The organism is Stenotrophomonas sp. G4, from assembly GCF_003428825.1.
Classification (GTDB): domain Bacteria; phylum Pseudomonadota; class Gammaproteobacteria; order Xanthomonadales; family Xanthomonadaceae; genus Stenotrophomonas; species Stenotrophomonas indicatrix.
On the sequence record NZ_CP031741.1, the window covers coordinates 549946 to 574154 of the forward strand.

General features: G+C 67.4%; 24 protein-coding genes and 1 pseudogene. 13 read left to right on the forward strand and 12 right to left on the reverse strand.

Annotation, left to right across the window (positions count from 1 at the left end):
* Positions 1 to 17: 17 nt before the first annotated feature.
* A complete protein-coding gene (locus D0Y85_RS02475; protein WP_117309421.1) occupies positions 18 to 632 on the reverse strand; it encodes a hypothetical protein in 615 nt (204 codons plus the stop codon).
* Positions 633 to 941: 309 nt separating this feature from the next.
* Between D0Y85_RS02475 and D0Y85_RS02480 the strand changes: the two genes are divergently transcribed.
* The gene (locus D0Y85_RS02480; RefSeq protein WP_117309422.1) at positions 942 to 1871 is read left to right on the forward strand and encodes an oxygenase MpaB family protein; all 930 of its coding nucleotides are present in this window, start codon (positions 942 to 944) and stop codon (positions 1869 to 1871) included.
* A 134-nt stretch (positions 1872 to 2005) separates the two neighbouring features.
* Here D0Y85_RS02480 and D0Y85_RS02485 read toward each other — a convergent pair whose 3' ends face one another.
* Positions 2006 to 4117, reverse strand: coding sequence for a M13 family metallopeptidase (locus tag D0Y85_RS02485; protein WP_117309423.1), 2112 nt, complete (start codon positions 4115 to 4117; stop codon positions 2006 to 2008).
* Between the two features lie 174 nt (positions 4118 to 4291).
* Between D0Y85_RS02485 and D0Y85_RS02490 the strand changes: the two genes are divergently transcribed.
* A complete protein-coding gene (locus D0Y85_RS02490) occupies positions 4292 to 7354 on the forward strand; it encodes an EAL domain-containing protein (protein WP_117309424.1) in 3063 nt (1020 codons plus the stop codon).
* A gap of 187 nt (positions 7355 to 7541) precedes the next feature.
* On the opposite strand, the pseudogene D0Y85_RS02495 reads toward D0Y85_RS02490, so the two are convergent.
* Positions 7542 to 8422 (reverse strand): annotated as a pseudogene (locus D0Y85_RS02495) (LysR family transcriptional regulator).
* A 94-nt stretch (positions 8423 to 8516) separates the two neighbouring features.
* Between D0Y85_RS02495 and D0Y85_RS02500 the strand changes: the two are divergent.
* From D0Y85_RS02500 to D0Y85_RS02510, 3 genes are all read left to right on the forward strand, one after another.
* Entirely contained in the window at positions 8517 to 8927 is a 411-nt protein-coding gene (locus D0Y85_RS02500) for a DoxX family protein (RefSeq protein WP_025878398.1), read from the forward strand.
* 43 nt (positions 8928 to 8970) lie between these two features.
* On the forward strand, positions 8971 to 9780 hold the full coding sequence (locus tag D0Y85_RS02505) for a class III extradiol ring-cleavage dioxygenase (RefSeq protein ID WP_117309425.1): 810 nt from the start codon (positions 8971 to 8973) through the stop codon (positions 9778 to 9780).
* Positions 9781 to 10018: 238 nt separating this feature from the next.
* Positions 10019 to 11662, forward strand: a complete 1644-nt coding sequence (locus D0Y85_RS02510; protein WP_025878400.1) for a Na+/H+ antiporter — start codon at positions 10019 to 10021, stop codon at positions 11660 to 11662.
* Between the two features lie 78 nt (positions 11663 to 11740).
* Here the strand turns inward: D0Y85_RS02510 and D0Y85_RS02515 are convergent, their stop codons facing one another.
* Positions 11741 to 11989, reverse strand: a complete 249-nt coding sequence (locus D0Y85_RS02515; protein ID WP_032128750.1) for a DUF3297 family protein — start codon at positions 11987 to 11989, stop codon at positions 11741 to 11743.
* A gap of 90 nt (positions 11990 to 12079) precedes the next feature.
* Between D0Y85_RS02515 and D0Y85_RS02520 the strand changes: the two genes are divergently transcribed.
* Positions 12080 to 12622, forward strand: a complete 543-nt coding sequence (locus D0Y85_RS02520; protein WP_093821360.1) for a hypothetical protein — start codon at positions 12080 to 12082, stop codon at positions 12620 to 12622.
* An 87-nt stretch (positions 12623 to 12709) separates the two neighbouring features.
* Here D0Y85_RS02520 and D0Y85_RS02525 read toward each other — a convergent pair whose 3' ends face one another.
* From D0Y85_RS02525 to msrB, 5 genes are all read right to left on the reverse strand, one after another.
* Entirely contained in the window at positions 12710 to 12985 is a 276-nt protein-coding gene (locus D0Y85_RS02525) for a DUF4031 domain-containing protein (protein ID WP_025878403.1), read from the reverse strand.
* A gap of 13 nt (positions 12986 to 12998) precedes the next feature.
* On the reverse strand, positions 12999 to 13508 hold the full coding sequence (locus D0Y85_RS02530) for a hypothetical protein (RefSeq protein WP_093821358.1): 510 nt from the start codon (positions 13506 to 13508) through the stop codon (positions 12999 to 13001).
* Between the two features lie 272 nt (positions 13509 to 13780).
* A complete protein-coding gene (gene motB / locus D0Y85_RS02535; protein WP_033830250.1) occupies positions 13781 to 14755 on the reverse strand; it encodes a flagellar motor protein MotB in 975 nt (324 codons plus the stop codon).
* Positions 14756 to 14758: 3 nt separating this feature from the next.
* Complete coding sequence (gene motA / locus D0Y85_RS02540; RefSeq protein WP_012509934.1) at positions 14759 to 15613, reverse strand: flagellar motor stator protein MotA; 855 nt, start codon at positions 15611 to 15613, stop codon at positions 14759 to 14761.
* A gap of 101 nt (positions 15614 to 15714) precedes the next feature.
* On the reverse strand, positions 15715 to 16182 hold the full coding sequence (gene msrB, locus D0Y85_RS02545; protein WP_025878406.1) for a peptide-methionine (R)-S-oxide reductase MsrB: 468 nt from the start codon (positions 16180 to 16182) through the stop codon (positions 15715 to 15717).
* Between the two features lie 138 nt (positions 16183 to 16320).
* Between msrB and D0Y85_RS02550 the strand changes: the two genes are divergently transcribed.
* Together D0Y85_RS02550 and D0Y85_RS02555 are read left to right on the forward strand one after the other, a co-directional pair.
* Positions 16321 to 16695 carry a classical arabinogalactan protein 4 gene (locus D0Y85_RS02550; protein ID WP_117309426.1) on the forward strand — a complete coding sequence of 125 codons (375 nt, stop codon included), beginning with the start codon at positions 16321 to 16323 and terminating at the stop codon, positions 16693 to 16695.
* 411 nt (positions 16696 to 17106) lie between these two features.
* Entirely contained in the window at positions 17107 to 17259 is a 153-nt protein-coding gene (locus tag D0Y85_RS02555) for a lana protein (protein WP_080150149.1), read from the forward strand.
* A gap of 57 nt (positions 17260 to 17316) precedes the next feature.
* Here the strand turns inward: D0Y85_RS02555 and D0Y85_RS02560 are convergent, their stop codons facing one another.
* Positions 17317 to 17796, reverse strand: a complete 480-nt coding sequence (locus D0Y85_RS02560; protein ID WP_025878409.1) for an AsnC family transcriptional regulator — start codon at positions 17794 to 17796, stop codon at positions 17317 to 17319.
* A gap of 149 nt (positions 17797 to 17945) precedes the next feature.
* Here D0Y85_RS02560 and D0Y85_RS02565 point away from each other — a divergent pair, with 149 nt between their 5' ends.
* Genes D0Y85_RS02565 through D0Y85_RS20515 form a run of 3 tightly spaced genes read left to right on the forward strand, consistent with a single transcriptional unit; the run spans position 17946 to position 20752 of the window.
* The gene (locus D0Y85_RS02565; RefSeq protein ID WP_117309427.1) at positions 17946 to 19250 is read left to right on the forward strand and encodes a D-amino acid dehydrogenase; all 1305 of its coding nucleotides are present in this window, start codon (positions 17946 to 17948) and stop codon (positions 19248 to 19250) included.
* Positions 19229 to 20299, forward strand: coding sequence for an alanine racemase (gene alr, locus D0Y85_RS02570; RefSeq protein ID WP_117309428.1), 1071 nt, complete (start codon positions 19229 to 19231; stop codon positions 20297 to 20299). Before D0Y85_RS02565 ends, alr begins: the two co-directional genes overlap by 22 nt.
* 42 nt (positions 20300 to 20341) lie before the next feature.
* Positions 20342 to 20752 carry a hypothetical protein gene (locus tag D0Y85_RS20515; protein ID WP_162887607.1) on the forward strand — a complete coding sequence of 137 codons (411 nt, stop codon included), beginning with the start codon at positions 20342 to 20344 and terminating at the stop codon, positions 20750 to 20752.
* Here D0Y85_RS20515 and D0Y85_RS02575 read toward each other — a convergent pair.
* The gene (locus tag D0Y85_RS02575; RefSeq protein WP_117309429.1) at positions 20683 to 21249 is read right to left on the reverse strand and encodes a DUF3016 domain-containing protein; all 567 of its coding nucleotides are present in this window, start codon (positions 21247 to 21249) and stop codon (positions 20683 to 20685) included. The genes D0Y85_RS20515 and D0Y85_RS02575 overlap by 70 nt on opposite strands.
* Positions 21250 to 21499: 250 nt before the next feature.
* On the opposite strand from D0Y85_RS02575, the gene D0Y85_RS02580 reads away from it, so the two are divergent.
* Both D0Y85_RS02580 and D0Y85_RS02585 read left to right on the forward strand, forming a co-directional pair.
* Entirely contained in the window at positions 21500 to 23485 is a 1986-nt protein-coding gene (locus D0Y85_RS02580) for an ATP-binding protein (protein ID WP_227416582.1), read from the forward strand.
* A 44-nt stretch (positions 23486 to 23529) separates the two neighbouring features.
* Positions 23530 to 23820, forward strand: coding sequence for a DUF3247 family protein (locus tag D0Y85_RS02585; protein WP_117309431.1), 291 nt, complete (start codon positions 23530 to 23532; stop codon positions 23818 to 23820).
* Positions 23821 to 23932: 112 nt separating this feature from the next.
* On the opposite strand, the gene D0Y85_RS02590 is transcribed toward D0Y85_RS02585, so the two are convergent.
* Positions 23933 to 24196, reverse strand: a complete 264-nt coding sequence (locus D0Y85_RS02590; RefSeq protein WP_080150143.1) for a hypothetical protein — start codon at positions 24194 to 24196, stop codon at positions 23933 to 23935.
* Positions 24197 to 24209: the final 13 nt, after the last annotated feature.

The following is a 24209-nucleotide window of genomic DNA, read 5'->3' on the forward strand; positions in this document are numbered from 1 at the left end:
CCCGGATTGGGTCCGGCTCAGTAGGCCGGCTGCAGCGTCATGTCGTGATGGTGTTCGGTTTCACCGACATGATTCAGGCGACCTACCAGTTCGGAGTGCTGCTTCATGCGCCCGATCTCGGTCATGATGCGGATGTCCTCATGGCGCAGCTCGCGCCTGGAGGTGACCGCCTGCTTGTAGTCCAGCACTTCCGGATAATGTTCAGCCAGGTCCAGCGCTTCGGCCACGTGCTCGACGCTGTCGGCCTTGGAGGTGATGCGGGCGCGGCTGTTGAAGGCCTTCATCCAGCGTTCGAAGCCCGCTGTGCGGTCGAACATGTTGGCCATGAACCAGATCACGAACAGGATCGAGATCCACGAGCCGAACACCACGACCACGCGGGTGAAGGTGATGTGGTAATCGTCGCGCCACAGGTAATTGGTGATCAGGCCGAGGATCAGCAGTGAAGCTGCCTGCCATCCGACGATCGAAGCAATCAGCCATTGGCACTTGGCCTGGGCCAGCACCGCCACTTCATCGCGGATCTGCTGTTCGCTGAGGCTGCGCCAGTGCGCGACCTGTTTTTCGAACGGGCTGCTGTAGAGCTCGTTGTCGCGAAGCAGTAATCCCAAACCCTTGAACAAAGCAATCATGGCTGGCTCCTTGTGGAACGTGCGGCGATCTGCAGTGGACGGTGTGGCGGGTTCAGTTCTAGCACTTCCAGCGAGCGGTGCAATGGCCTCAAGGCCACGCGGCACAAGGGCTCAGCCTGAACAGGTGAATATTGTTGCGACGCAGCATTGCTCGCGTGGCCTGCGACAGGATGTCGCAGGGTGAAATGTGCTGCGCGCGCACATGAAACCGACGCTGAGCGGATGGGCTCGCTGTGCCGGTCGTGATCGACCAGAATCGGGGGGAACCGCGCAGGACGCGGTCCGTCCCTCCGCCGATCTGGACCCGTGATGCCGCCCTTGCTGCACCGTCTTTCCCGCCCCGTCACCGCGCCGATCCGGCGCTGGGTCCTGGATGCGTTTCCGCGTGGCCAGAGCGGCATCGACTACGACCATCCACTGGGCGATCCCGGCTGGTTCGGGCCGGACAGCGTGACCTGGCGGATGCACGCTGAGCTGCCCTCGATGCTGGCCGGCGGTCTGTGTGCGCTGATGCTGCAGACGCTGCATCCGCGCGCGCTGGCCGGTGTCTACGATCATTCCAATTTCCGCCAGGACCTGGTCGGCCGCCTGCGCCGTACCACTGCTTTCGTGGCCGGCACCAGCTACGCGCCGGCGCGCGAGGTGGAAGCGCTGGTGGCCAAGGTGCGGCGCATCCACGCGCAGGTCCGCGGGCATACCGCGCAGGGTGAGCCGTATGCCGCCGATGATCCGCACCTGCTGACGTGGGTGCACGTGACCGAGGCCTACGGCTTCCTGCAGGGCTATCGCCGCTACGGGCGCGAGGTGCCTGCCGCGATCGCCGACCGCTATTACGACGAGTACCGCTGCGTGGCCGAAGCGCTGGGCGCGGTGGACGTACCACGCAGTGCAGCGGAAGTGGATGCGTATTTCTGTGCACGGCAGCCGGAGCTGGTGGTGGACGAACGCTCACGCGAAGTGCTGCAGGTGCTGTCCGGCGTGCGCCTGCCGGTGCCGGTGCCCGGCCTGTCGCGCGAGATATTCCTCGGTGCCGGTGCCGCGCTGCTGCCGGACTGGGCTGAGGGCATGCTCGAGCGCAGCACGCGCCAGCGTGCGCAGGCCGCAGCTTCGGCGAAGCTGATGCAGGGCATGGCGCCGCTGTTCCGCCGCGCGCTGCCCGATGGCTTGGCCAGCCGCGCCTGCGCCCGCGTGGATGTGCCGGTGGAATCGTTGCGCGAGTGGCCGGCATTGCCCCGGTAAACGCCGACCTTGGTCGGTGCGCTTTGCCGCGGTTCCCATCCATGCGATGCGTGGATGGCGGAAGAACGCCAACCAAGGTTGGCGTCTACCCATGGAAATAAAACGGGCGCCTTTCGGCGCCCGTCTGCGTTACATCACCACACCTTGACCCGCTTGTCCGGGGCCAGGTACAGCTTCTGGCCTTCCTTGACTTCAAACGCCGGGTACCAGGCATCGATGTTGCGCACCGTCAACGCGCGGAACTGGCCCGGTGCATGCACGTCGGTCAACAGCGAATTGCGCAGCGCCTGCTCGCGGCTCTTGCTGCGCCAGGCCTGGGCGAAGCCGAGGAAGAAGCGCTGGTCCGGGGTGAAACCTTCCAGGGTCTGGCCCGGCTTGCCCTGCAGCGACAGCTGGTAGGCGTCGTAGGCGGTACCCAGGCCGGCGACATCGGCGATGTTCTCGCCCAGCGTCAGCTTGCCGTTCACATGTACACCCGGGAACGGCTCGTAGCTGCTGAACTGCGCGGCCAGTGCATCGCCGGCTGCGTTGAACTGCTTGAGGTCTTCGGCCGTCCACCAGTTGTGCAGCTTGCCGGTGTCGTCGAACAACGCACCGGCGTTGTCGAAGCCATGGCTGATTTCGTGGCCGATCACCGCGCCGATCGCACCGTAGTTCACTGCGTCGTCGGCGGCACCGTCGAAGAACGGCGGCTGCAGGATCGCCGCCGGGAACACCAGGCGGTTTTCCAGCGGCACGTTCATCGCATTGATGGTCTGCGGTAGCATCGCCCACTCGCTGTGGTCGACCGGCTTGCCCAGCTTGGCGATGTTGCGCTGGTACTCGAACAGCTCGGCGCGCTGCGCATTGCCCAGCGGATCATCACGACGGATGTCCAGGCCGGTGTAGTCGCGCCACTTGTCCGGATAGCCCATGCCCACGGTCAGGCCGGCCACCTTGGCCTTGGCGCTGGCCTTGGTCTGCGGTGACATCCAGGCCAGTGCATCGATGCGCTTGGCGAAGGCGGCGATGATGTTCTTGGCCATCTCATCGGCACGTTCCTTGGTCCTGGCATCGAAGTGCTTTTCGACGTAACGCTTGCCGATGGCCTCGCCGACGGCATGGTTGGCGTCATCCACGGCACGCTTCCAGCGGTCGCTCTGCTGCGGCGTACCGCTCAGCGCGGTGCCGTGGAAGGCGAAGCGCGCGTCGGCGAACTTCTTCGGCAGGTAGGCAGCGGCGCGGTCCAGCGCGTGGAAGGTCATGTAGTCCTTCCAGGCATCCAGCGGCTCGGTGGCCACCAGCTTGGACAGGCCGGCCACGGCCTTGGGCTGCCACACGATGAAGTCCTGCTGCTGGCCAAGCTTGGCGGCGTCCAGGAACGCGGCCCAGTCCATGCCCGGGGCCTTGGCGTTGAAGTCGGCCTGGGTCCAGGGGTTGGCGCCCTTGGTCACGTCATTTGTTTCTTCCTGCGTGGCATGCGCCTGGGCGATCTTCGTTTCCAGGGCGAGGATGCGCTGCGCCTTGCCGGCCGGGTCGGCCACGCCGGCCAGCTGCAGCACCTGCGCGATGTAGGCCTGGTACTGCTTGCGCAGGTCGGCCATGCGGCCACCGCCCAGGTAGAAATCGCGGTCCGGCATGCCCAGGCCGCCCTGCACCAGGTACGGCGCGGTACGGTCCGGCTGCAGCAGGTCCACCGACACCCACAGGCCGAACAGGCGGTCGGTGTAGAAGTTGGTGGCATTGAGCAGGTCGACGTCGGCGCGCACGTCGCCGCCGAGGGCGCGGGCCAGGCCGGCCTTGTCGGCGATCGCATCGATGTTCTTCAGCTGCGGCTGCACCGGTGCCAGACCGCGCTGCTCGATGCCGGCCTCGTCCATGTAGGCGGCGTAGTAGTCGCCGATCAGCTTGTCTTCGCCGCTGGCCTGGGCGTTGCCGGCAGCGCCTTCCAGGATCGCGCGGGTGTCGGCCTGGGTCTTCTCGGCAATCACGTTGAAGCTGCCGAAGCGCGAGCGGTCGGCCGGAATTTCGGTGTTCTTCACCCAGCTGCCGTTGGCGAAACCAAAGAAGTCGTCACCGGCGGCGATGCTGCGGTCCATGCCACTGGCATCGAAACCGAAGCTGCCCAGCATCGGCTTGGCGGCAGCAGGGGTCGCCTCGGCCGGTGCGGCGGTGCCGGCGGCCGGATCGGCCGGGCGGTCGCAGGCGGCCAGGGACAGGCTGGCAACGATGGCCAGTGCCAGGGTGGGGCGGCGCAGCTTGGACATGGACTTCTCTTGCGGCGGAAAACTCCAAGTCTAATCCGCTGCGGGCCGGCTGGACGTGCTCGGCAAGGCCAGCATTGTGCGTGATCTGGCTGAACACGCCGCAGCGATCTTCACGCGGTCACTGGCGTGGTGCATGCTGCGGGCTGGATGTCTGCAGCACCTGGGGGAGGGCGCATGCAGGACGGGTCGAGGCGTCAAGAATGGCGTCCGCCGGCCGTTGAGGTCGGGGATGTGGAGGAATCGTTCGCGCATGAAGCCAGCCGACTGCACAGGGAAGACCGACCGATGCCGGCGCTGAGACACGCGCTGGCCCGGCCGTTGCGTGCCATTACCTGGGGCGGCGTAGTGCTGGGCGTGCTGCTGGCGGCCGGCCTGGCCGCGATGCTGGCCAACGATTACCAGCGCCGGCTGGAAGCCGCGCAGCGGCAGAGCCGGGCGCTGGCGATAGGCAGCGAGCGCCTGCTGGCACTGGAGCTGCGCAACCTGGAACGGGCGATGGCCGGCATCGCCGCCGATGCGGCCGAGCTGTTCCGCACGGTGCCTGCGCAGGCGCCTGCGCTGGTGGACGCCGCCATGGCCGGCGTGCTGCGCCGGCACGCCGAACTGCACAGCATCGTCGTGCTCGATACCTATGGCCGCGCCCTGATCGCCGGCAAGGGCGACCTGCAGCTGCCACTGTGGACCGATCCGCAGCGACGGGGGCAGGGAAGCGCGCTGTACATCGGGCCGCCGCAGCGTGCCAGCGACGGTGGCTGGGTGGTGCCGCTGGCGCTGCCGATGGCTGGCGATCGCTGGCTGCTGGCACGGCTGCGCTGCGGCGAACTGCAGCGGATCGTGGGCGGTCTGGATGTGGGGCCCAGTGGCCTGGCCTCGATCAGCGACGCCGATGGCTACATGCTGGCCCGTGTCCCCGATCCGCACGGCACCGTCGGCCGCCGTTACACGCTGCCGGCACGCACGCTGCTGGGCCGGCAGGCAGTGGTCGAACTGGGCAGCATTCCCGGCGCGGTGGACCAGATACCGCGCATCTCCACCATCAGCACCCTTGAGCGCAGTCCATTGGCGGTGCAGGTCGGCCTGGCCGACGAAGACGTGCTGGCGCCGTGGTGGCCGTATCTGCAGGCGGCGATCGCCATCATGCTGGCCTACGTGGCGCTGCTGCTGGTGCTGCTGTACGCGGTGCGCCGCAGCACCCACCGGCAGCAGTCGATGGCCGAAGAACTGCGCACCGGCCACGCCGAGCTGCGCCTGGCCCATCAGGTGGGCCGCGTATGCACCTGGTACGTCGACGAAGACGCTGCGCTGCTGCGCTGGTCGCCGCTGGCGCGCGAGATCTTCGGCGTGCAGACCGATGCGCTGCCGGTGGCCGAATTCTTCGCCCGCGTGCACCACGATGACAGCGCACGCATGCAGCAGGCCTTCGACCAGGCCTTCGCCGGCAGCGCAGTACTCGACGAAGAATTCCGCCTGGTGCTGCCCGGTGGTGCCGTGCGCTGGGTCGCCGCGCGCGGCCAGCGGGTGGCGGTGGCCGACCGGCAGCGGCGCATGATCGGCGCACTGACCGACCTCAGCGAGCGCTACCAGGCACGCGAGCAGATGCGCCAGGTTGAACGCCGCTTCCGCCTGTTGTTCGATCGCAACCCCGCGCCATTCTGGGTGTTCGATCCGGACACCTTGCGCTTCATCGAGGTCAACGAGGCGGCCGTGCAGCAGTACGGCTACAGCCGCGACGAATTCCTGGCGATGAGCATCCTCGACATCCGCCCACGCGAGGGCTGGGACGAGGTCAAGGGCGCGATCGCGCAGGTGCGCAATGGTGAACTGCAGGACGCTGCGGTGCGCCTGCACCAGCGCAAGGATGGCACGGTGTTCGAAGTGCGCGTGCACCTGTCGCAGCTGGATTTCGATGGCCAGCCCGCGTGCCTGGTGCTGGCCGAGGATGTCAGCGAGCGGCTGGCCTACGAACGCGACCTGGCCTATCACGCACGCCACAACCCGGCCACCGGCCTGCTCAACGTGCGCGCACTGAGCGAACAGCTGGACGAGCAGGCTGGCGCCTACACCATCGCCTATGTGCAGCTGCGCGGGCTGCAGCTGGTGGCCGATACGCTGGGCCGCGAGATCGGTGATGCGGTACTGCAGTCGATGGCCTCGCGCCTGGGCGGGCTGGGCGCGCGCTTCGGCCTGCTGGCGTTCCAGCCGGCGGAGGATTTCGTGCTGGCGATCGCGCCGGAACACAACACCCAGCGCGTGCTGGACGATCTGCTGCAGATCGTCTCGGCACCGATGCGCGGCCAGGATTCGCTGCACCAGTTCGAACCCCGCATTGGTGTGGCCGTACATGACGCCGATGCAGGCCACAGTGCCGAACAGTCGATCGGCATGGCCGCGCAGGCGGCGCACGCGGCCCGCGCCGAAGGCAACGTGGTGGCCTGGTTCGATGCGGCGGTGACCATCCGCCTGGCCGACCGCCTGCGCCTGGCCGGGCGCATCCACGCGGCCATCGACAACGAATTCCAGCTGTACTTCCAACCGATCCGGCACGCCAGCGATGGCAGCCCGGCGTCACTGGAAGCCCTGCTGCGCTGGCCGCAGGCCGACGGCAGCTTCATCCCGCCCAGCGAGTTCATCCAGTTGTGCGAGGACACCGGCCTGATCCTGGCGTTGGGGCGCTGGGTGATCCGCGCGGCGGCACAGGCGCAGCGGCGTCTGGTCGAAGCCGGCTGGGGCGAGCTGTCGATCGCGGTCAATGTGTCGGCGGTGCAGTTCTTCAACAGCGATCTGGTGGCCGAGTTCGCCCGCGCGCAGCAGGATTTCGGCCTGGCCCGTGGTGCATTGCACGTGGAGCTGACCGAGAGCAGCTTGATGCGCAAGCCGGCACAGGCGATGCAGACCATGCAGCGCCTGCACGAGCAGGGCATCCGCGTGTCGCTGGACGATTTCGGTACCGGCTACTCGAGCATGTCCTACCTGCAGCACCTGCCGCTGGACGTCCTGAAGATCGATCGCAGTTTCGTCGCCGACGTGGAGACCAATCCGCGCAACGCGTCGATCTGCCGGGCACTGCTGTCGCTGGGCCACAGCATGGGGCTGACGATCATCGCCGAGGGCGTGGAGACGCCGGGACAGCTTGACTGGCTGGCCGCGCATGGCTGCGACCAGGTGCAGGGCTACCTGCTGGGGCGGCCGGCACCGCTGGAAAAGATCATCGCGCAGCTGGATGAGGTGGTCGCCTAGGCCACGCTTCGCGCTTCGCCGGGCATGGCCCGGCGCTGCCGTGTCATGGGCGCGCTTCGCGCTCGCCGGGCATGGCCCGGCGCTACCGTGTCATGGGCGTGCTTCGCGCTTCGCCGGGCATGGCCCGGCGCTACCGTGTCATGGGCGCGCCGCTGGTAGCGCCGGGCCATGCCCGGCGGACGCGCGCTTACACCCCGCGTTCCACCAGGTAGTCGATGAAGCTGCGCACCTTGGGGCGAGATGGCTGCGGCTGGTGTAGACGGCGAAGATGCCGATCGGCTCAGCTTCCCATCCGGGCAGGATGCGCACCAGGCGGCCATCGGCCAGCGCCTCGTGCAACAGGAAGTCCGGCTGCAGGATCACGCCCATGCCGGCAATCGCCGCTTCGCGCAGGACGTCGCCATTGTTGGCACGCAGCAGGGTGGTCACTGCAACCTTCACTTCGCCACCCGGTCCCTGCAGGGGCCAGTGGTCGCCGGCGGCCCAGTAGCTGTAACCGAGGCAGGCGTGGGTCTGCAGATCCTCGGGGGCCTGCGGTGTTCCGTGTGCGGCCAGGTAGGCCGGTGCGGCACACAGGCTGATCCGCGACTGGCCCAGGCGTCGCGCGATCAGGCTCGGGCCCGGTTCGCGGGTGATGCGGATGGCCACGTCGTAGCCTTCTTCGACCATGTCCACCAGGCGGTCGGACAGCGCCAGATCCAGTTCGACCTGTGGGAAGCGCTCGCGGTATCCGGCCAGCAACGGACCGAGGCGGGCGATGCCCCAGCTGACCGGTGCGTTGATGCGCAGCGTGCCGGACGGCTCCAGCGCCTGTGCGCCGATGCTGGCCTCAAGCGCATCGAACTCGGCCAGCAGGCGCACGCACTGCGCGTAGTAGGCGGCACCGGCGCTGGTCGGGCTGACCCGGCGGGTGGTGCGGTGGAGCAGGCGGGTGGACAGGCGCTTTTCCAGTGCAGCGACCTGGCGGGTGACACCGGCCGTGGACATGTCCAGCGCCTGTGCGGCGGCGCTGAAGCCGTTGCGTTCGACCACCGCGACGAACACGCGCATGGCATCCAGGGTGTCCATTGTTGCGCCTTATGAAATAAATACGGTCGATCCATCGTATTTATCGGCAATGGAGGGCGCAATAACCTGTGCCCTATCCCTGCCGAGGTACCCCATGAACGCTACCGCCGCCCCCCTGTCCCCGCTCGCCCCGTATGCCGCGACCCTGCTGCGGTTGGCCCTGGGCGTGTTGTTCCTGGTCCATGCGCTGACCAAGCTGCTGGTGTTCACACCGGCAGGTACCGCGGCCTTCTTCGAGTCGCTGGGCCTGCCCGGCGTGTTGGGCTACCTCACCATCGCCGTTGAACTGGCGATTTCCGCAGCGCTGCTGCTCGGCATCTACGCGCGCTGGATCGGCCTGCTCGGTGTGCCGCTGCTGCTGGGCACCATCGTGACGGTGCACGGCGCCAACGGTTTCAGCTTCGCCAATGCCGGCGGTGGCTGGGAATACCCGGCGTTCTGGGCGCTGGCCCTGGTCGTGCTGTTCCTGCTGGGCGATGGCCGCTGGACCCTGCGTTCGCGCTGAACGTCCCCCGGCCCGCTGTCTGTTCCTGTGATTGGAGAAGATCATGTCCCGCCTGCCTTCGCTGTACATCTCCCACGGCTCGCCGATGACCGCCCTGCATCCGGGCCAGGTCGGCGTGCGGCTGGCCGAGCTGGCCCGCGACCTGCCGACGCCGCGTGCGATCGTCATCGCCTCGGCGCATTGGCTGGCCCGGCAGCCGCTGGTCGGCAGCCATCCGCAGCCGCCCACCCTCCACGATTTCGGTGGCTTCCCACGCGAACTGTTCGCGCTGCAGTACCCGGCGCCCGGTGATCCGGCGTTGGCTGAAGAGGTGGCGGGCCGCATCGCCGCCGCCGGCCTGCCGGTGGCACTCGATCCGCAACGTGGCCTCGACCACGGCGCGTGGGTGCCGCTGCGCCTGCTGCACCCGCAGGCCGACATCCCGGTGGTGCCGGTATCGATCCAGCCGATGCTGGGCCCGCAGCATCAGTTCGCGCTGGGCCGTGCGCTGGCGCCGCTGCGCGAACAGGGCGTGCTGCTGATCGGTTCGGGCAGCATCACCCACAACCTGCACGACTGGGGCCACTACCAGGACGGCAAGCAAGCGCCCTACGTGCGCCCCTTCATCGACTGGGTGGAGCAGCGGCTGGCCGCCAATGACCGCGACGCCCTGTTCGACTACCGCCGACAGGCACCGTTTGCCGAGCGTGCGCATCCCACCGATGAGCATCTGCTGCCGCTGTACTTTGCGATGGGTGCGGCGGGGGAGGGTGGCTTCGGTGCCAAGCGCATCGATGCGGGTGTCGATGCCGGCTTCCTGGCGATGGACCTCTACCGCTTCGAGGGTGACGACCGCGCTCGGGCCGCGGCGTGACCCGGCCACTGCTGCCAGGGCTGGAACGCCCTGCACAAGGACACGTGCAGGGCCGGTGGGCAGTGCTGCATGACGACGTGGCCAGCACGCCGGCCTGGATCGGGCGGCGCTTGCTGTCGCGGTCCTGACGCGCATTCAGATGGCTGGCCGCAGTGGCGGCCTGCTGTGTTAAGTTTTTTCCCGTCCCCCGGCGCACTCCGGTTTTTCCGGCCCCACGCGCCGCTCCTGTGGAAGAAGCATGCACACCATCGAAGTCGTCCTGGCGATGCTGGTGGCCGTTGTCGCCAGCGGTTACCTGGTTCGCGTCCTGCCATTCTCGTTGCCGCTGCCGCTGGTGCAGATCGGCCTCGGCGCGGTGATCGCCGGGGTATTCAACCGCGGCCATGCACTGGAACCGGAAGTGTTCTTCCTGCTGTTCCTGCCGCCACTGCTGTTCCTCGATGGCTGGCGCATTCCCAAGCAGGGCCTGTTCCGCGACAAGGGCGCGATCCTCGAACTGGCGTTCGGGCTGGTGGTGTTCACCGTGATCGGCGCGGGCCTGCTGATCCACTGGATGATTCCGGTGATGCCACTGGCGGTGTGTTTCGCGCTGGCCGCGATCGTGTCACCGACCGATCCTGTGGCGGTCGGCGCGATCGCTGCCAAGGCACCGATTCCCAAGCGCCTGATGCACATCCTGGAAGGCGAGTCGCTGCTCAACGATGCCTCCGGCCTGGTCTGCTTCCGCTTCGCGGTGGCGGCGGTGATGACCGGTACCTTCTCGTTGGCGACCGCCTCGCTGACCTTCGTGTGGGTGGCGGTGGCCGGCCTGGCCGTCGGCGTGGCGGTCACCCTGGGCGTGTCCACGTTCCAGCGCTGGCTGTGGCGCCGTTTCGGCGAAGAGCCGGGCGCGGCGATGCTGGTCAACCTGCTGATCCCGTTCGCGGCGTACCTGCTGGCCGAAGAGATCAATGCTTCGGGCATCCTCGCTGCGGTCGCAGCAGGTATTTCGATGAGCTACGTGGAAATGACCGGCCGTGTCTCCGGCAGCATGCGCGTGCAGCGCGCCGGCGTCTGGAACATGCTGCAGTTCAGCTTCAACGGCATCATGTTCGTGCTGCTGGGCGAGCAGCTGCCGGGCATCGTCGAACGCGCCACCACCACCATGAACGAGAGCGGCCACCAGAGCGCGTGGTGGCTGCTGGTGTACGTGCTGGTGATCAACGCGACGCTGATCGCGCTGCGCCTGCTGTGGGTGTGGCTGTCGCTGCGCTGGAACCTGCTGCGTGCGCGCCGGCGCGGCCTGGAGCGTGGCGAGGCACCGAACTGGCGCATCGTGGTGGCCACCTCGGTGGCGGGTGTGCGTGGTGCGATCACCCTGGCCGGCGTGTTGACGCTGCCATTGTTCCTGCCCGATGGCAGCCCGTTCCCGGCACGCGACCTGGTGATCTTCCTGGCTGCTGCGGTGATCCTGTGCTCGCTGGTCGGCGCCAGCGTGGCGCTGCCGCAGCTGTTGAAGGGCCTGCAGCTGCCGGCCGATTCGGGTGAGCGCAAGGAAGAGGATCTCGCCCGCAAGCTGTCCTCGAAGGCCGCGTTGGCGGGCGTGGAGCGCATGCGCCAGCAGCTGGTGCTGAACCAGAACACCGAGAACGTGCAGCTGTACAACGACGCCGCATCGCGGGTGAGCCTGCTCTATCAGCGGCATCTGGACCGCGACAACCCCGACGTGGACCCGGAGAAGGTGAACCGGATGGAGATGGGCTATCGCCAGCTGCGCAGCGCCGGCCTCAATGCCGAACGCGAGGAACTGTTCAGGCTGACCCGCCGCGGCGTGGTGTCGGACGAGATCGCACGGCGGCTGATCCGCAACCTCGACCTGCTGGAATCGCGCAAGCGCGAGTGACCGTACAGCGGCAGTGCCGGATCAGCCCGGCGGCGGCTGCCGGTGGGTGCGGACCTTGGTCCGCACACCTTTCAGCCCTTACTCCGGCTTCTGGTCCAGGAAATACGCCTCGACCTTGCCCTTGACCTTGATGGTCATCGGGTTGCCGCGACGGTCACGGGCCTTGCCGGCCTGCACGCGGATCCAGCCTTCGCTGACCGAGTATTCCTCGACGTTGTCGCGCTCGACATCGTTGAAGCGCACGCCGACGCCGCGCTCCAGGGCCTGCGCATCGTGGAAGGGGCTGGCCGGGTTGATCGCCAGGTGGTCGGGAGGGGTATCGCTCATCGCTTCATTCACAGTGACGGCCACCACGGCCGGCTTCAGCGGTACAGGATAAACCGTAGAATGCCCCCCTGCTCCCGAGGACGTTCCGCCATGCCTGACAACAGCGACTATTTCGACTTCGAGGAAGACGCCCACGATTTCGACGAGGACGACTTCGAGGCGCGGGTCTGGAACCTGCTCGTGCTGATCAATCCCGGCGACGAAGAGCTGGCCCTGCAGCAGTTCAACCGCTGGCGCGAGCATCTGGCCGAGGACGGCCAGCCGCTGGAAGCCGACAGCGACTGGCTGCCGGCGCTGTTCACGGCCATCGCCTGGCAGTCCGGCTTCGAAGTCGAGCGTGATGACTTCGACTCGCTGCAGTCGGCGGTGAACGAGCTGTCGGCGCGCTTCAACCTGCAGCTGGACTGGGGCGGCGACCTGGACGACGAGGATTTCGCCGCGGACCTGGATGGGGTGCAGCTGATGAGCACCGCCTTCGACCGCCTGCGCGAGCACAACTACACGCTGTGGAGCGTGGATGCCGGCAACGACGGCTTCAGTGGCTGGATGGCGCTGACCCGCGATGACGACGCCCTGCTGGCGCTGTGCTCGCTGCTGAACGTGGAAGTGCGCCTGGGCAGCGACCCGTTCTGAGATTCACCGGTAGCGCCGGGCCATGCCCGGCGGCTTCCCGCCGCGCTGCGCGCTCGCCGGGCGCGGCCCGGTGCCACCAGTACCAGCCTAGGGCTGGTACTGCGCCCTGGCGTTGGCGATCACCGCCTTCACCTGCGCCCGGTCCACATGCCGGGAAATGGCGACCGCACCCAGCGCGAGTGCCTGCGCACGCAGCTCGGCGGTGACATCGTAATGCGCCCCGCTGGCCTTGTTCTGGAAGGCCCGTGGAGGAATGCCGAGCTGCGCCGCCATCGCGTGCAGCTCGGCCAGGGTATCGGCCATCAGGTGCGCCCAGCGCTGACCGCGCCAGGGATGCACCGCGTCATCGACGTAGACCGACACCGCCGCCGCCGGATCAGGCCTGCGGCTTGCCGTCGGCGTCGGCGGCCGGAGTGGCCTCGGCGTCGGCAGCGCCTTCGGCGCCGGCAGTGTCTGCAGCCGCTTCATCGGCAGCTTCGCCTTCAGCGGCTGCATCTTCAGCCTGCTCGCTGGCGAACTCGGCCACCAGCTTGTCCAGGTATTCCTCGGCGGTCTGGCCCGCTTCTTCGGCCAGGGTGTCGAGCAGCTTCTGCATCAGCTCGGAATATTCCAAGGTGACCTTGCGGCCTTCGGCTTCCTGCACGTTGGACAGGTGCTTGAGCATGGCCAGCATCGGCACCGGGTTGTCGGCGTTGCCCATGGTCTGGCCGCCGATGGCCAGCAGCCACTCGCGGCCCTGCAGGCCGATGGCGGCCACGGCCTGGCCGTCTTCGTTGACCAGCACGGCATGGTTCTGCACCTGCTGCTGGGCGTTCAGACGGAGGAACGGACGCTTGGTCTGCTGCTTCTTGCGCTTGTCGCGCTTGGCCTTGGACAACTTGGACATGGGGGTGTGATCACCTGGAGTCGGAAAGACCGCCATTGTACTGGGTGCCGCGCTGCGCGCTCGCCGGGCATGGCCCGGCGCTACCCTGGTGCGTCCGGATGCGCGCTCGCCGGGCATGGCCCGGCGCTACCTCGGTGTGTCCGGATGCGTGCTCGCCGGGCATGGCCCGGCGCTACCCTGGTGCGTCCGGATGCGCGCTCGCCGGGCATGGCCCGGCGCTACCCTGGTGTGTCCGGATGGGCGCTCGCCGGGCCATGCCCGGCGAAGACGGGTCAGGGGGCAGCGCCCTTTCCTGCGGAACGGGATCCGACCCCGGCCTCACCCTGCGCGGCCTGCACGTCCGGGTCCACGGTGGTTGCCGACAGGCCCACCTGCGGCCCGGCGCCGGCCAGCGCAGCTTCCTCGGCGGCCTTGGTCATCACCACGATGCTGATGCGGCGGTTGATCGGGTTCTGCGGATCGGCCTTGTCAAACAGCACCGACGAAGACAGGCCGACCACGCGGGTGATCTTGCTGTCTTCCAGGCCGCCATCGATCAGCGCGCGGCGCGCGGCATTGGCGCGGTCGGCGCTCAGTTCCCAGTTGCCGTAACCGCGTGCAGCCGAATAGGCGGTGATGTCGGTGTGGCCGGTCAGGCTGATCCGGTTCGGCACGTGGTTCAGGTACTCGGCCAGCTCGTGCAGGATCTGCTGCGTGTACGGCTTCAGGGTGGCGCTGCCGAGGTCGAACATCGGCCGGTTCTGCTTGTCCACGATCTGGATGCGCAGGCCTTCCGGGGTCAGGTCCAGCAGCAGCTGGTCCTTGAACGGTTCCAGCGCCTGGCTGCGGCTGATCGCTTCCTGCAGTTCCTTCATCAGCGCTTCCAGCTGCTGTTTGTCGCGCTGCTGCTCGTCCACCGGCTGCGGTATCGACTTCTGCTGGTTCTGGAAGGGATCGTTGCTGTTGCCGCGCGAAACATCGGTGGCGCCGCCGAGCTTGATCATCGAGGTGCTGGCGCCGCCCGGCCCGGCCATGCCCGGCGCCGGCGTCGCGCTGGAGCCGACCAGCGGGCTGGGGTTGCGGAAGTACTCGGAAATGGCCGCGCGCTCGGGCTTGCTGGTGCTGGCCATCAGCCACAGCACCAGGAAGAAGGCCATCATCGCGGTCACGAAGTCGGCATAGGCCACCTTCCACGAACCGCCATGGTGGGCAGCGTGGCCGGCCTTCTTGACCCGGCGGACGATGACGGTGGGCTTGGTCTCGGCCATGGCTTACTTGACCGTCTTCAGGTGCTGCTCGAAGTCGGAGAACGCCGGGCGCACGTTCGACGGCAGCGTCTTGCGGGCGAACTCCAGCGCGATCTTCGGGTTGTAGCCGCGCAGGCAGGCCAGCAGGGCGGTCTTCACCGACTCGTAGATGCGGCTGTCCTGCTCGGCACGGGCTTCCATCGCCGAGGCCATCGGGCCGACGAAGCCATAGCCCAGCAGGATGCCGAGGAAGGTACCGACCAGCGCGCCGGCCACGTGGCCACCCACTTCGACGATGTCGCCGCCGATCGAGCCCATGGTGATGACGATGCCCAGCACTGCCGCCACGATGCCGAAACCGGGCAGGCCGTCGGCGACCTTGGTCAGCACCTGCGACGGCGCCATCGCTTCGGCGTGGTGCTTTTCCAGCTCCAGCTCCAGCAGTGGCTCCAGCTCATGCGGCTCGATGTTGCTGCCGATCATCAGGCGCAGGCAGTCGGTGATGAAGTCGATCAGGTGGTGATCGGCCTGTACCTTCGGATAGTTGCCGAACAGCGCGCTTTCGGCCGGGCGCTCGACGTGGTCTTCCAGCGCCATGAAGCCTTCACGGCGGGCCTTGTTGAGCAGTTCGTAGACCAGGCTGAGGACATCGATGTAGTCCTGCTGCTTGTAGCGCGGGCCCTTGAACACGCCGACCATGGCCTGCAGCGTCTGCTTGACCGTCTTGGCCGGGGTGCCGACCAGGAACGCACCCAGCGCGGCACCGCCGATGATGACCAGTTCGTAGGGCTGCCACAGCGCCCCAAGGCGGCCGTGTGCGCCGAGGTAGCCGCCCAGCACGCTGATGATGACGACCAGGAATCCAACGATGATGAGCATGGCGCGACGCAAGGAGGGGGGATATCTCCTTGTCGGCCTGACACCGGTGTTTCTGAAGAGGGAATTCTGTGAAGTCGGTCAGCGGGGCATTGCGGCGCGTGTCAGCCCGCCACGCCGGCCTCCGCGCCGCCACGCTGCAGCGGATCGGGCCACGGCTCGCCGTTGCCGGTGAATGAAAGTGAGACCGAGTTCAGGCAGTGGCGCTCGTAGGTGGGCGGCGGACCGTCCGGGAACACGTGGCCCAGATGGCTGCCACAGCGGGCGCAGGTGATCTCGGTGCGGACCATGCCATGGCTGGTGTCGCGGATCTCGCGCACGTGCGACGGGTCGAACGGGGCGAAGAAACTGGGCCAGCCGGTGCCCGAATCGAACTTGGTGCTGGAGCGGAACAAGGGCAGGGCGCACAGCCGGCAGCAGTAGACGCCCTCGCGCTTGTTGTCGAGGAACACCCCGCAGAACGGCGCCTCGGTGCCGTGCTGCAGCAGCACGCGGCGCTCCTCGGCGCTGAGCCCGGCGACCAGGGCGTCGGTCTGGGTGGCGGTGGGGGGCGTCAGATCGAAAGCGCTCATGCCGGCTCTCCGTGGGGTTGTGGCCTGGGATGCCAGCAGACGTGGGGGTGTCGGCACACCCTTGCAAGTGTGATGGCCGTTCATGGCCGGCACACAGGGGCAGGCGCAGGGTAAGGGTGGCCCACCCTGGAGCGCACGATGAAACCCCGCCTAGTCCTGTTGCTGTCGGCCCTGTTGCCTCTGCTTGCCCAGGCGCAGGTTCCCACCGGCAGTCCGACCGCCACCCGCAGCAGCGCGACGGTGGCCCCGTCGCCTGACGCCCCGCCACCGCAGGCGTCGCGCCCGCAGCCGCAGGTGCTGCCCTCGCCGCAGCCGGCACAGCCGATCCGATCGACCGGCCCGGCCCAGGTGACCCCCACGCCCGCACCGGCGCTGCCGGACAAGGTCTACGACCGCAACGGCCGCATCGTTCCCGGCGTCAAACCGGTCGGCCCCAACCGCGTGTTCGACTCGCGCACCGGCCGCTACTACGACAGCGTACCGACCGGCGACGGCCAGCAGATCAAGCGCTGACCCCAGCGCCCGCAACCGATCGCGCAACCCAAAGAGAGCGCAGCGACCCGCTGTCGCTCTTTTTCTTTTTCCGTGGCTGGCGCCCGCATGAACCTGTCAGAGGCCGGGCGGGTGGGGTCAGGCGGGGTGTCCGCGGCATGGATGCCGCGGCCAAGCCCCAGGGACGGGTTCACGGCGTCCCTGCCTGACCCCACCCGCCCGGCCCACTCGCAGCACCGCACCCGGCCCCAGCCACGAGGGGCTCAGCCGTTGGCAGGAAACCCGCCACCCACATGAACGCCGGAAAACAACCCCCGCCCTGCACACCCCGCATCACCCGTTTTTCGCCTGCGATTAACCGCGCCAGGACCACGGTGGACCTGCGCCGGCATCCCTGTCGTCGCGCTTCCCTCGTCCCCTTGGAATACGATCATGGCCAACCAGCAGAACCGTCATCCCGGCAAGGAACAGCAGGGCAAAACACCGCAGGAACAGCAGCGCCAGCAGCAACAGCAACAGCAGCCGAACGAGCAGCAGAAGAAGCATCCGCAACAGGGTTCCATGAAGAACCCGCAGCAGCGCTGATGCAGCCAGGGGCCAGAGCCCGCGTTGCGGGGTCTGGTCCCGCTGCCGTCAGTCGGTTCAATCCGGAATCGGCAGCGCCCAGGTCTCCTTGACCTCTTCCATCACGATGTAGCTCTTCGACTCACGCACATGCGGCAGGGTCAGCAGGGTGCTGCCCAGCAGCTTGCGATAGGACGCCATCTCGCTGATCCGTGCCTTCAGCAGGTAATCGAAATCGCCCGACACCAGATGGCATTCCAGCACGTTGGGCAGCTTCAGCGCCGAACGCCGGAACTCCTCGAAGATGTCGCCGGACTTGTAGGCCAGACTGATTTCCACGAACACCAGCAGGCTTGCTTTCAGCGCGCTGGGGTCCAGGTGCGCGTGGTAGCCGGTGATCACCGCTTCGCGCTCGAGCCGGCGCACTCGCTCGGTGCACGGGGTGGTCGACAGGCCGACCCGTTCGCCCAGCTCGGTGAAGGAAATGCGGCCTTCGGCCTGCAGGATGCGCAGGATCTTGCGGTCGATCTTGTCCAGCTCGCGGGGACGGGTGGCCATGGGCGTCAAGCTCGGGGAATGAATCACAGGGAAATATCCTGACTGCATTGCTGAAATCAGGCAAATCATCTGGATACGGAAGAATATACTTCCCCGATTATGGCCCCTGCGCACGCAAATGCAGGGAATGATCGGGTTGGAGAATTCCCATGCGAGTCCTAGTCCTCGGCAGCGGCGTGATCGGCACCACCAGTGCCTGGTACCTGCGACAGGCCGGGTTTGAAGTCACCGTCGTCGACCGCCAGCCCGGTCCCGCGCTGGAAACCAGCTTCGCCAATGCCGGCCAGCTGTCCTTCGGCTACACCTCGCCGTGGGCTGCCCCGGGCGTGCCGAAGAAGGCCATCGGCTGGCTGTTCGAAAAGCACGCACCGCTGGCGATCAAACCGGGCATGGACCTGGCCCAGTACCGCTGGCTGTGGCAGATGCTGCGCAACTGCACCCACGAGCGCTACGCGATCAACAAGGCGCGCATGGTGCGCATGTCCGAGTACAGCCGCGACTGCCTGAACGAGCTGCGTGCGCAGATCGGCATCGATTTCGAAGGGCGCGACCTGGGCACCACCCAGCTGTTCCGCACCCAGCAGCAGCTCGATGCATCGGCGCAGGACATCGAGATCCTGGCCCAGTACGGCGTGCCGTACGAAGTGCTCGATCGCGCCGGCATCATCAAGGCCGAGCCTGCGCTGGCCCACGTCGATGGCCTGGTGGGTGCGCTGCGCCTGCCGCGCGACCAGACCGGCGATTGCCAGCTGTTCACCCGCCGCCTGGCGCAGATGGCGGCCGAAGCGGGGGTCGAGTTCCGTTACGACCAGGACATCACCGGCATGGAATCCGACGGCGACCGCATCACCGGCGTGCGCATCGGCGGCACGCTGGAAACCGCGGACCGCTTCGTGGTCGCACTGGGCAGCTATTCGCCGGGACTGGTCGCGCCGCTGGGCATGCGCCTGCCGGTGTATCCGCTGAAGGGCTACTCGCTGACCCTGCCGATCACCGATCCGGCGATGGCACCCACCTCGACCATCCTCGATGAGAGCTACAAGGTGGCGGTGACCCGCTTCGACAACCGCATCCGCGTCGGCGGCATGGCCGAGGTGGCCGGTTTCGATCTGTCGCTGTCGCCGCGCCGCCGCCAGACGCTGGAACTGGTGGTGCGCGACCTGTACCCGAAGGGCGGTGACCTGGCCAAGGCCGAGTTCTGGACCGGCCTGCGCCCGGCCACGCCGGACGGCACGCCGGTGATCGGCGCCACGCCGTTCCGCAACCTGTTCCTCAACACCGGCCACGGCACGCTGGGTTGGACCATGGCCTGCGGCTCGGGCCGTTACCTGGCCGACCTGATGAGCGCGCGCCAGCCGCAGATCAGCACCGAAGGCCTGGATATCTTCCGCTACGGCCAGTACCGCCACGCCCCGCAACATGAGAACCGCACATGCGTCCTGCCCGCGCGCTGATCGACCTGGGCGCACTGCGCAGCAACTATCGCCTGGCCCGTGAACTGGGCGGCGGCAAGGCGCTGGCGATCCTCAAGGCCGATGCCTATGGCCACGGTGCGGTGCGCTGTGCACAGGCACTGGAAGGCGAGGCCGACGGCTTTGGCGTGGCCACCATCGAAGAAGCGCTGGAACTGCGCCAGGCCGGCATCCGTGCGCCGATCCTGCTGCTGGAAGGCATCTTCGAGCCCAGCGAAATGGCGCTGGTGGCCGAGCATGACCTGTGGTTCTCGGTCGGTTCGCCGTGGCAGCTGGACGCGCTGGTCGCGTTCGACAGCCCGCGGCCGCTGACGGTGTGGCTGAAGCTGGACAGCGGCATGCACCGGCTGGGTCTGGACGTTCCCGGTTTCCGCGCCGCGCACGCACGTCTGTCTGCACTGCCGCAGGTGGCACGCATCGTGATGATGACCCACCTGGCACGCGCCGATGAACTGGACAGCGAGCGTACCCGAGAGCAGGCCGCGACCTTCGTCGAGGCCATCGATGGTCTTGAAGGCGAGACCAGCATCTGCAATTCGCCGGCGCTGCTGGGCTGGCCGGACGTGCGCAGTGACTGGGTACGCCCGGGCCTGATGCTGTACGGCGCCAATCCGCTGCCGGACAACAGTGAACTCACCGCGCGCCTGCGCCCGGTGATGACGATGCAGTCCAAGGTGTTCGCAGAGCGCTGGATCGAAGCCGGCGAGCCGGTCGGCTACGGTGCGCGCTTCGTGGCCAAGGCGCGCACACGCGTGGGCGTGGTCGCGCTGGGCTATGCCGATGGTTATCCGCAGTTCGCCCCCAACGGCACCCCGGTGCTGATCGATGGCCAACCCGGTGGGCTGATCGGCCGCGTGTCGATGGACATGCTGACCGTGGACCTGACCGCGCATGCGCAGGCCGGTGTCGGCAGCGTGGTGGAACTGTGGGGTACGGCGCCGACGCTGTCCGAGCTGGCGCCGCGCTGCGGTGTCAGTGCCTACCAGCTGCCCTGTGGCGTCAAGCGCGTGGCACGCGTCTACCAGGACTGACCGGCTCTGGTAGCTGCCGACCCTGGTCGGCGCTGTGCCTGTGTGTCGACCAAGGTCGACACCTACCGGATCGGATCAGCGCTGCGCACGGTTCTGGTAGCTGCCGACCCTGGTCGGCGCTGTGAATGCGTGTCGACCAAGGTCGACACCTACCGGATCGGATCAGCGCTGCGCACGGTTCTGGTAGCTGCCGACCTTGGTCGGCGCCGTGAATGTGTGTCGACCAAGGTCGACACCTACCGGATCGGATCAGCGCTGCGCGCGGCTCTGGTAGCTGCCGACCTTGGTCGGCGCCGTGAATGCGTGTCGACCAAGGTCGACACCTACCGGATCGGATCAAACCCTGGTCGGCGCCGTGAATGCGTGTCGACCAAGGTCGACACCTACCGCGCGGCGGTAACGCGTGAGGTCAGCTGGCGCTTCACCCAATCATCGATCAGCCGCTTTTCATAGCGCAGCGGATCGGTATCGCTCTTCAGGCCGATGTTGTGCAGGTAGCCGCTGTCGCTCAGGCGGGCGTCGCCTTCATCGATGATGCGCCCGCTGGCGTCCTTCAGCGTGTACTGCAGGGTGATCCGCGGTGGGTAGATGTCGCGCATGATCCGGATGTCGCGGCCACGCGGGCCGTGCCAGGGCTCGTAGTCGCCTGCGCGCTTGACGTCCACCAGGGTCACCTCCAGCGTCTGCCCGGGCTGCAGCGGCTTGGCGGCGCTGGTCTGTACGTAGCGTGCCAGCTGCTGCACCCAGTCCCCGCGTTCGGCCTCGAAGCGGTTGGTGCTCTGCCGGATCTCGGTGAATTGCGCCGGATCGTTCCATTGCACGCTGACCGGGCCATCAGCCTGCAGTGCGCGCGGCGCATCGGGCGCGGTTACCGTCCGCGGCGCGGCGGCCACGCTGCCCACGGCAAGCATGCCGGCCAGCAGCAGGGCGGTTGAAAGCGAACCTTTCATGGCAGTCTCCTGCGTCCCCGAAGCGGGGAGGATGATGATCTCGGATCGAGTGTGATCCCGCTGGAGGGCCGCAGCAATGGTCAGTAGCGTCAAATGCGTCAACAGTTGCCGCCAATTCATGGTCGTCAACCGTGACTGACGGCGCTTGACGCTGTGAATACGCACTCTGGAAGATGCTGTACCTCCATACGGTCTTTTCCTGCCCACGCCCTTGTCTACACTGCCGCCCCTTGTGGAGCGCTCACCCTTGATGGTGCCGACGCCCGAAACCGACCTGCACCATGGCGTGCTTGAGCGCATCCACGCAGGTTTCTGTGTGATCCAGGTGCTGTTCGACGGTGATGAGGCGGTCGATTACCGCTTTCTCGAGGTCAACGAGGCGTTCGAGCGCCATACCGGGCTGAAGGATGCCTGCGGCAAGCGCATGAGCGCGCTGGAGCCGCACCACGAACGTGACTGGTTCCGGATCTATGGCGAAGTCGCCCGGACGGGGCGGCCGGCGCAGTTCGAGATGGATGCCCGTGCACTCGGGCGCACGTTCGCAGTGGATGCTGTGCGGGTTGGCCAGCCGGGCGAGGACAAGGTCGGCATCCTGTTCTTCGACGTGACCGCGCGCAAGCAGATGGAAGTGGAGCTGGGCGAGAGCGAGGCCCGTTTCAGTGCGTTGGCCGATGGCCTGCCGATGCCGGTGTGGGTGCTGGACGAGCGCGGCCACGCCCGCTTCGTCAACAGTGCCTTCAGCGAGTTCTTCGGCGGCGACGAGAACCGGGTGCCGGAAGATGTCTGGCGCGGCTTGGTGCATCCCGACGATGCGTCGGTATTTGAATATGAACTGCAGGAAGCACTGAAGGCGCAGCGTTCGATGCATGCGCTGGTGCGTGCACGGCGTGCCGATGGGCAGTGGCGCTGGCTGGAAATGAACGCACGTCCGCGCTTTTCGCGGATGGGCCGCTTCATCGGCCTGGCCGGCAGCAGCCCGGATGTCACCGAGCGTCGCGAGATCGAACTGGCGCGCGAGGAACTGCTGCAGTCCGAGCGTGCCGCGCGCAGTGCGGCCGAAAACATGGCGCGGCTGAAGGATGAGTTCCTGGCCACGCTGTCGCACGAGCTGCGCACGCCGCTGACCACGATCCTGGGCTGGAGCGAACTGCTGCTGCAGCGCGTGGACTCCACCAGCCCGCTGTACAAGGGCCTGGGCGTGATCGCCAACAGCGCGACCGCGCAGAAGCGGTTGATCTCGGACATGCTCGACCTCAGCAGCATGCTGCTGGGCAAGGTGCAGCTGGAAGTGGAAGTGCTGGACCTGCGCGACCAGTTGAACGAAGCGATGGGCGCACAGGAGCTGGTTGCCGAGGGCAAGGCGCTGGACGTCACCCTGCAGCTGCCGGCACAGCCCTGCCCGGTGCTGGGCGATGCCACCCGGCTGCAGCAGGTGTTCTGGAACCTGTTGTCCAACGCGATCAAGTTCACCCCGGCCGAAGGCCGCATCGACGTGCAGCTGCAGGCCGATGGCAACTATTGGACGATCACCGTGCGCGATACCGGCGACGGCATCGCGCCGGAGTTCCTGAACCATCTGTTCAGCCGCTTCCGCCAGGCCGACGGCACCACCACCCGCCGCCATGGCGGTCTGGGCCTGGGCCTGGCCATCGTGCAGCAGCTGGTCGAACTGCACGGCGGTTCGGTCAGCGCGGCCAGTGATGGCCATGGTCACGGCTCCACCTTCACCGTGCGCCTGCCGCAGCATCTGCCCGATGCCGAACGGCGTCCGCTGCGCGAGGTCGTCAGCGGTCCGATCCTGGAACCGATGGTGGTCGAACCGTACCCGCTGCGTGGCCTGCATGTGCTGGCGGTGGAAGACCAGCCTGAAGTGCTGGAGTACCTGCGGCGCATGCTGGAAGAGCAGGGCGCCAGCGTGTCCGCCGCCAGTTCGGCGGGCGAAGCGCTGGCGCTGCTGGCCGACAATGGCCACCTGCAGTACCAGGTGCTGCTGACCGACATCGGCATGCCGGGCATGGATGGCTATGGCCTGGTAAGCACGTTGCGGCAGGACCTGGGCGTGGACGCGGCAGCGCTGCCGGCGGTAGCGGTGACGGCGCTGGCGCGCGCCGACGACCGCCGCCGCGCGCTGGCCTCGGGCTTCCAGGAGCATGTGGCCAAGCCGTACTCGGTGGCGCAGCTGGTGGGAGTGGTGCGACGCGTGCAGGCCACGCGCGGGGACAGCCTGCTGCACTGAGCATTCACGGACGATCGGCGACCCTGCAGTTCAGGAGGTCGCCGATGTCCCGTATTGCTCCACGAATCCATACCGATCCCGCGCAGATCGCGCACCTGGAAGCCCTGTTGCCGCAGCTGCGCGGGGAGACCCAGGTGCAGCTGACCCTGCACGATGGCCGACGCCTGCTGGGCACGGTTGCGGTGCAGCCGACGCTGCAGCAGTACCGCAACGACGCCGGCGACGAAGGCAGCAATGGCCAGCTGCGGCTGGACGATCTTGATGCGCCGGTGCAGCAGCATCACGTGTGGCTGGATGAAATCGCCAGCATCCGCGAGCTGCCGCCGAGGCTCTGACGGCAGCAGATTGCTGCATCCACGCATGGCGTGGATCTACTGTAGAGCTACGCCACGCGTGGCCGCGGTGGTCATTCCATCAGTAGAGCCACGCCATGCGTGGCTGCGATGGTCAATGCTCGAACAGGGTTGCCGTCGCTTCGAACCTGCGTTCATAGGCGCGCTCCTCGGCCACCCGCGCCACTTCATCGTCTGCCAGGTCCGGCGCGCCGTAGACGGCGTAGGCCACGCTGCCATCGGCGCCGTGGCCGACCTGGTGCAGGCGATAGCGGGAATGGCCGCCGCCGGTATCCTCCGGGTAATGCACGGGGGGATGGCTGCCTTCCAGGTCCATTTCACTGTTGTCGACGACACCTCCGACGAACAAGGCTCGCATGCAGGGTCTCCAT

What these genes read in the sequence shown, in the direction of transcription:
- D0Y85_RS02475 (WP_117309421.1), bottom strand. Translation starts at nt 632, where the DNA reads ATGATTGCTTTGTTCAAGGGTTTGGGATTACTGCTTCGCGACAACGAG.
- D0Y85_RS02480 (WP_117309422.1), top strand. Translation starts at nt 942, where the DNA reads ATGCCGCCCTTGCTGCACCGTCTTTCCCGCCCCGTCACCGCGCCGATC.
- D0Y85_RS02485 (WP_117309423.1), bottom strand. Translation starts at nt 4,117, where the DNA reads ATGTCCAAGCTGCGCCGCCCCACCCTGGCACTGGCCATCGTTGCCAGC.
- D0Y85_RS02490 (WP_117309424.1), top strand. Translation starts at nt 4,292, where the DNA reads ATGCAGGACGGGTCGAGGCGTCAAGAATGGCGTCCGCCGGCCGTTGAG.
- D0Y85_RS02500 (WP_025878398.1), top strand. Translation starts at nt 8,517, where the DNA reads ATGAACGCTACCGCCGCCCCCCTGTCCCCGCTCGCCCCGTATGCCGCG.
- D0Y85_RS02505 (WP_117309425.1), top strand. Translation starts at nt 8,971, where the DNA reads ATGTCCCGCCTGCCTTCGCTGTACATCTCCCACGGCTCGCCGATGACC.
- D0Y85_RS02510 (WP_025878400.1), top strand. Translation starts at nt 10,019, where the DNA reads ATGCACACCATCGAAGTCGTCCTGGCGATGCTGGTGGCCGTTGTCGCC.
- D0Y85_RS02515 (WP_032128750.1), bottom strand. Translation starts at nt 11,989, where the DNA reads ATGAGCGATACCCCTCCCGACCACCTGGCGATCAACCCGGCCAGCCCC.
- D0Y85_RS02520 (WP_093821360.1), top strand. Translation starts at nt 12,080, where the DNA reads ATGCCTGACAACAGCGACTATTTCGACTTCGAGGAAGACGCCCACGAT.
- D0Y85_RS02530 (WP_093821358.1), bottom strand. Translation starts at nt 13,508, where the DNA reads ATGTCCAAGTTGTCCAAGGCCAAGCGCGACAAGCGCAAGAAGCAGCAG.
- motB (WP_033830250.1), bottom strand. Translation starts at nt 14,755, where the DNA reads ATGGCCGAGACCAAGCCCACCGTCATCGTCCGCCGGGTCAAGAAGGCC.
- motA (WP_012509934.1), bottom strand. Translation starts at nt 15,613, where the DNA reads ATGCTCATCATCGTTGGATTCCTGGTCGTCATCATCAGCGTGCTGGGC.
- msrB (WP_025878406.1), bottom strand. Translation starts at nt 16,182, where the DNA reads ATGAGCGCTTTCGATCTGACGCCCCCCACCGCCACCCAGACCGACGCC.
- D0Y85_RS02550 (WP_117309426.1), top strand. Translation starts at nt 16,321, where the DNA reads ATGAAACCCCGCCTAGTCCTGTTGCTGTCGGCCCTGTTGCCTCTGCTT.
- D0Y85_RS02555 (WP_080150149.1), top strand. Translation starts at nt 17,107, where the DNA reads ATGGCCAACCAGCAGAACCGTCATCCCGGCAAGGAACAGCAGGGCAAA.
- D0Y85_RS02560 (WP_025878409.1), bottom strand. Translation starts at nt 17,796, where the DNA reads ATGGCCACCCGTCCCCGCGAGCTGGACAAGATCGACCGCAAGATCCTG.
- D0Y85_RS02565 (WP_117309427.1), top strand. Translation starts at nt 17,946, where the DNA reads ATGCGAGTCCTAGTCCTCGGCAGCGGCGTGATCGGCACCACCAGTGCC.
- alr (WP_117309428.1), top strand. Translation starts at nt 19,229, where the DNA reads ATGCGTCCTGCCCGCGCGCTGATCGACCTGGGCGCACTGCGCAGCAAC.
- D0Y85_RS02575 (WP_117309429.1), bottom strand. Translation starts at nt 21,249, where the DNA reads ATGAAAGGTTCGCTTTCAACCGCCCTGCTGCTGGCCGGCATGCTTGCC.
- D0Y85_RS02580 (WP_227416582.1), top strand. Translation starts at nt 21,500, where the DNA reads ATGGTGCCGACGCCCGAAACCGACCTGCACCATGGCGTGCTTGAGCGC.
- D0Y85_RS02585 (WP_117309431.1), top strand. Translation starts at nt 23,530, where the DNA reads ATGTCCCGTATTGCTCCACGAATCCATACCGATCCCGCGCAGATCGCG.
- D0Y85_RS02590 (WP_080150143.1), bottom strand. Translation starts at nt 24,196, where the DNA reads ATGCGAGCCTTGTTCGTCGGAGGTGTCGTCGACAACAGTGAAATGGAC.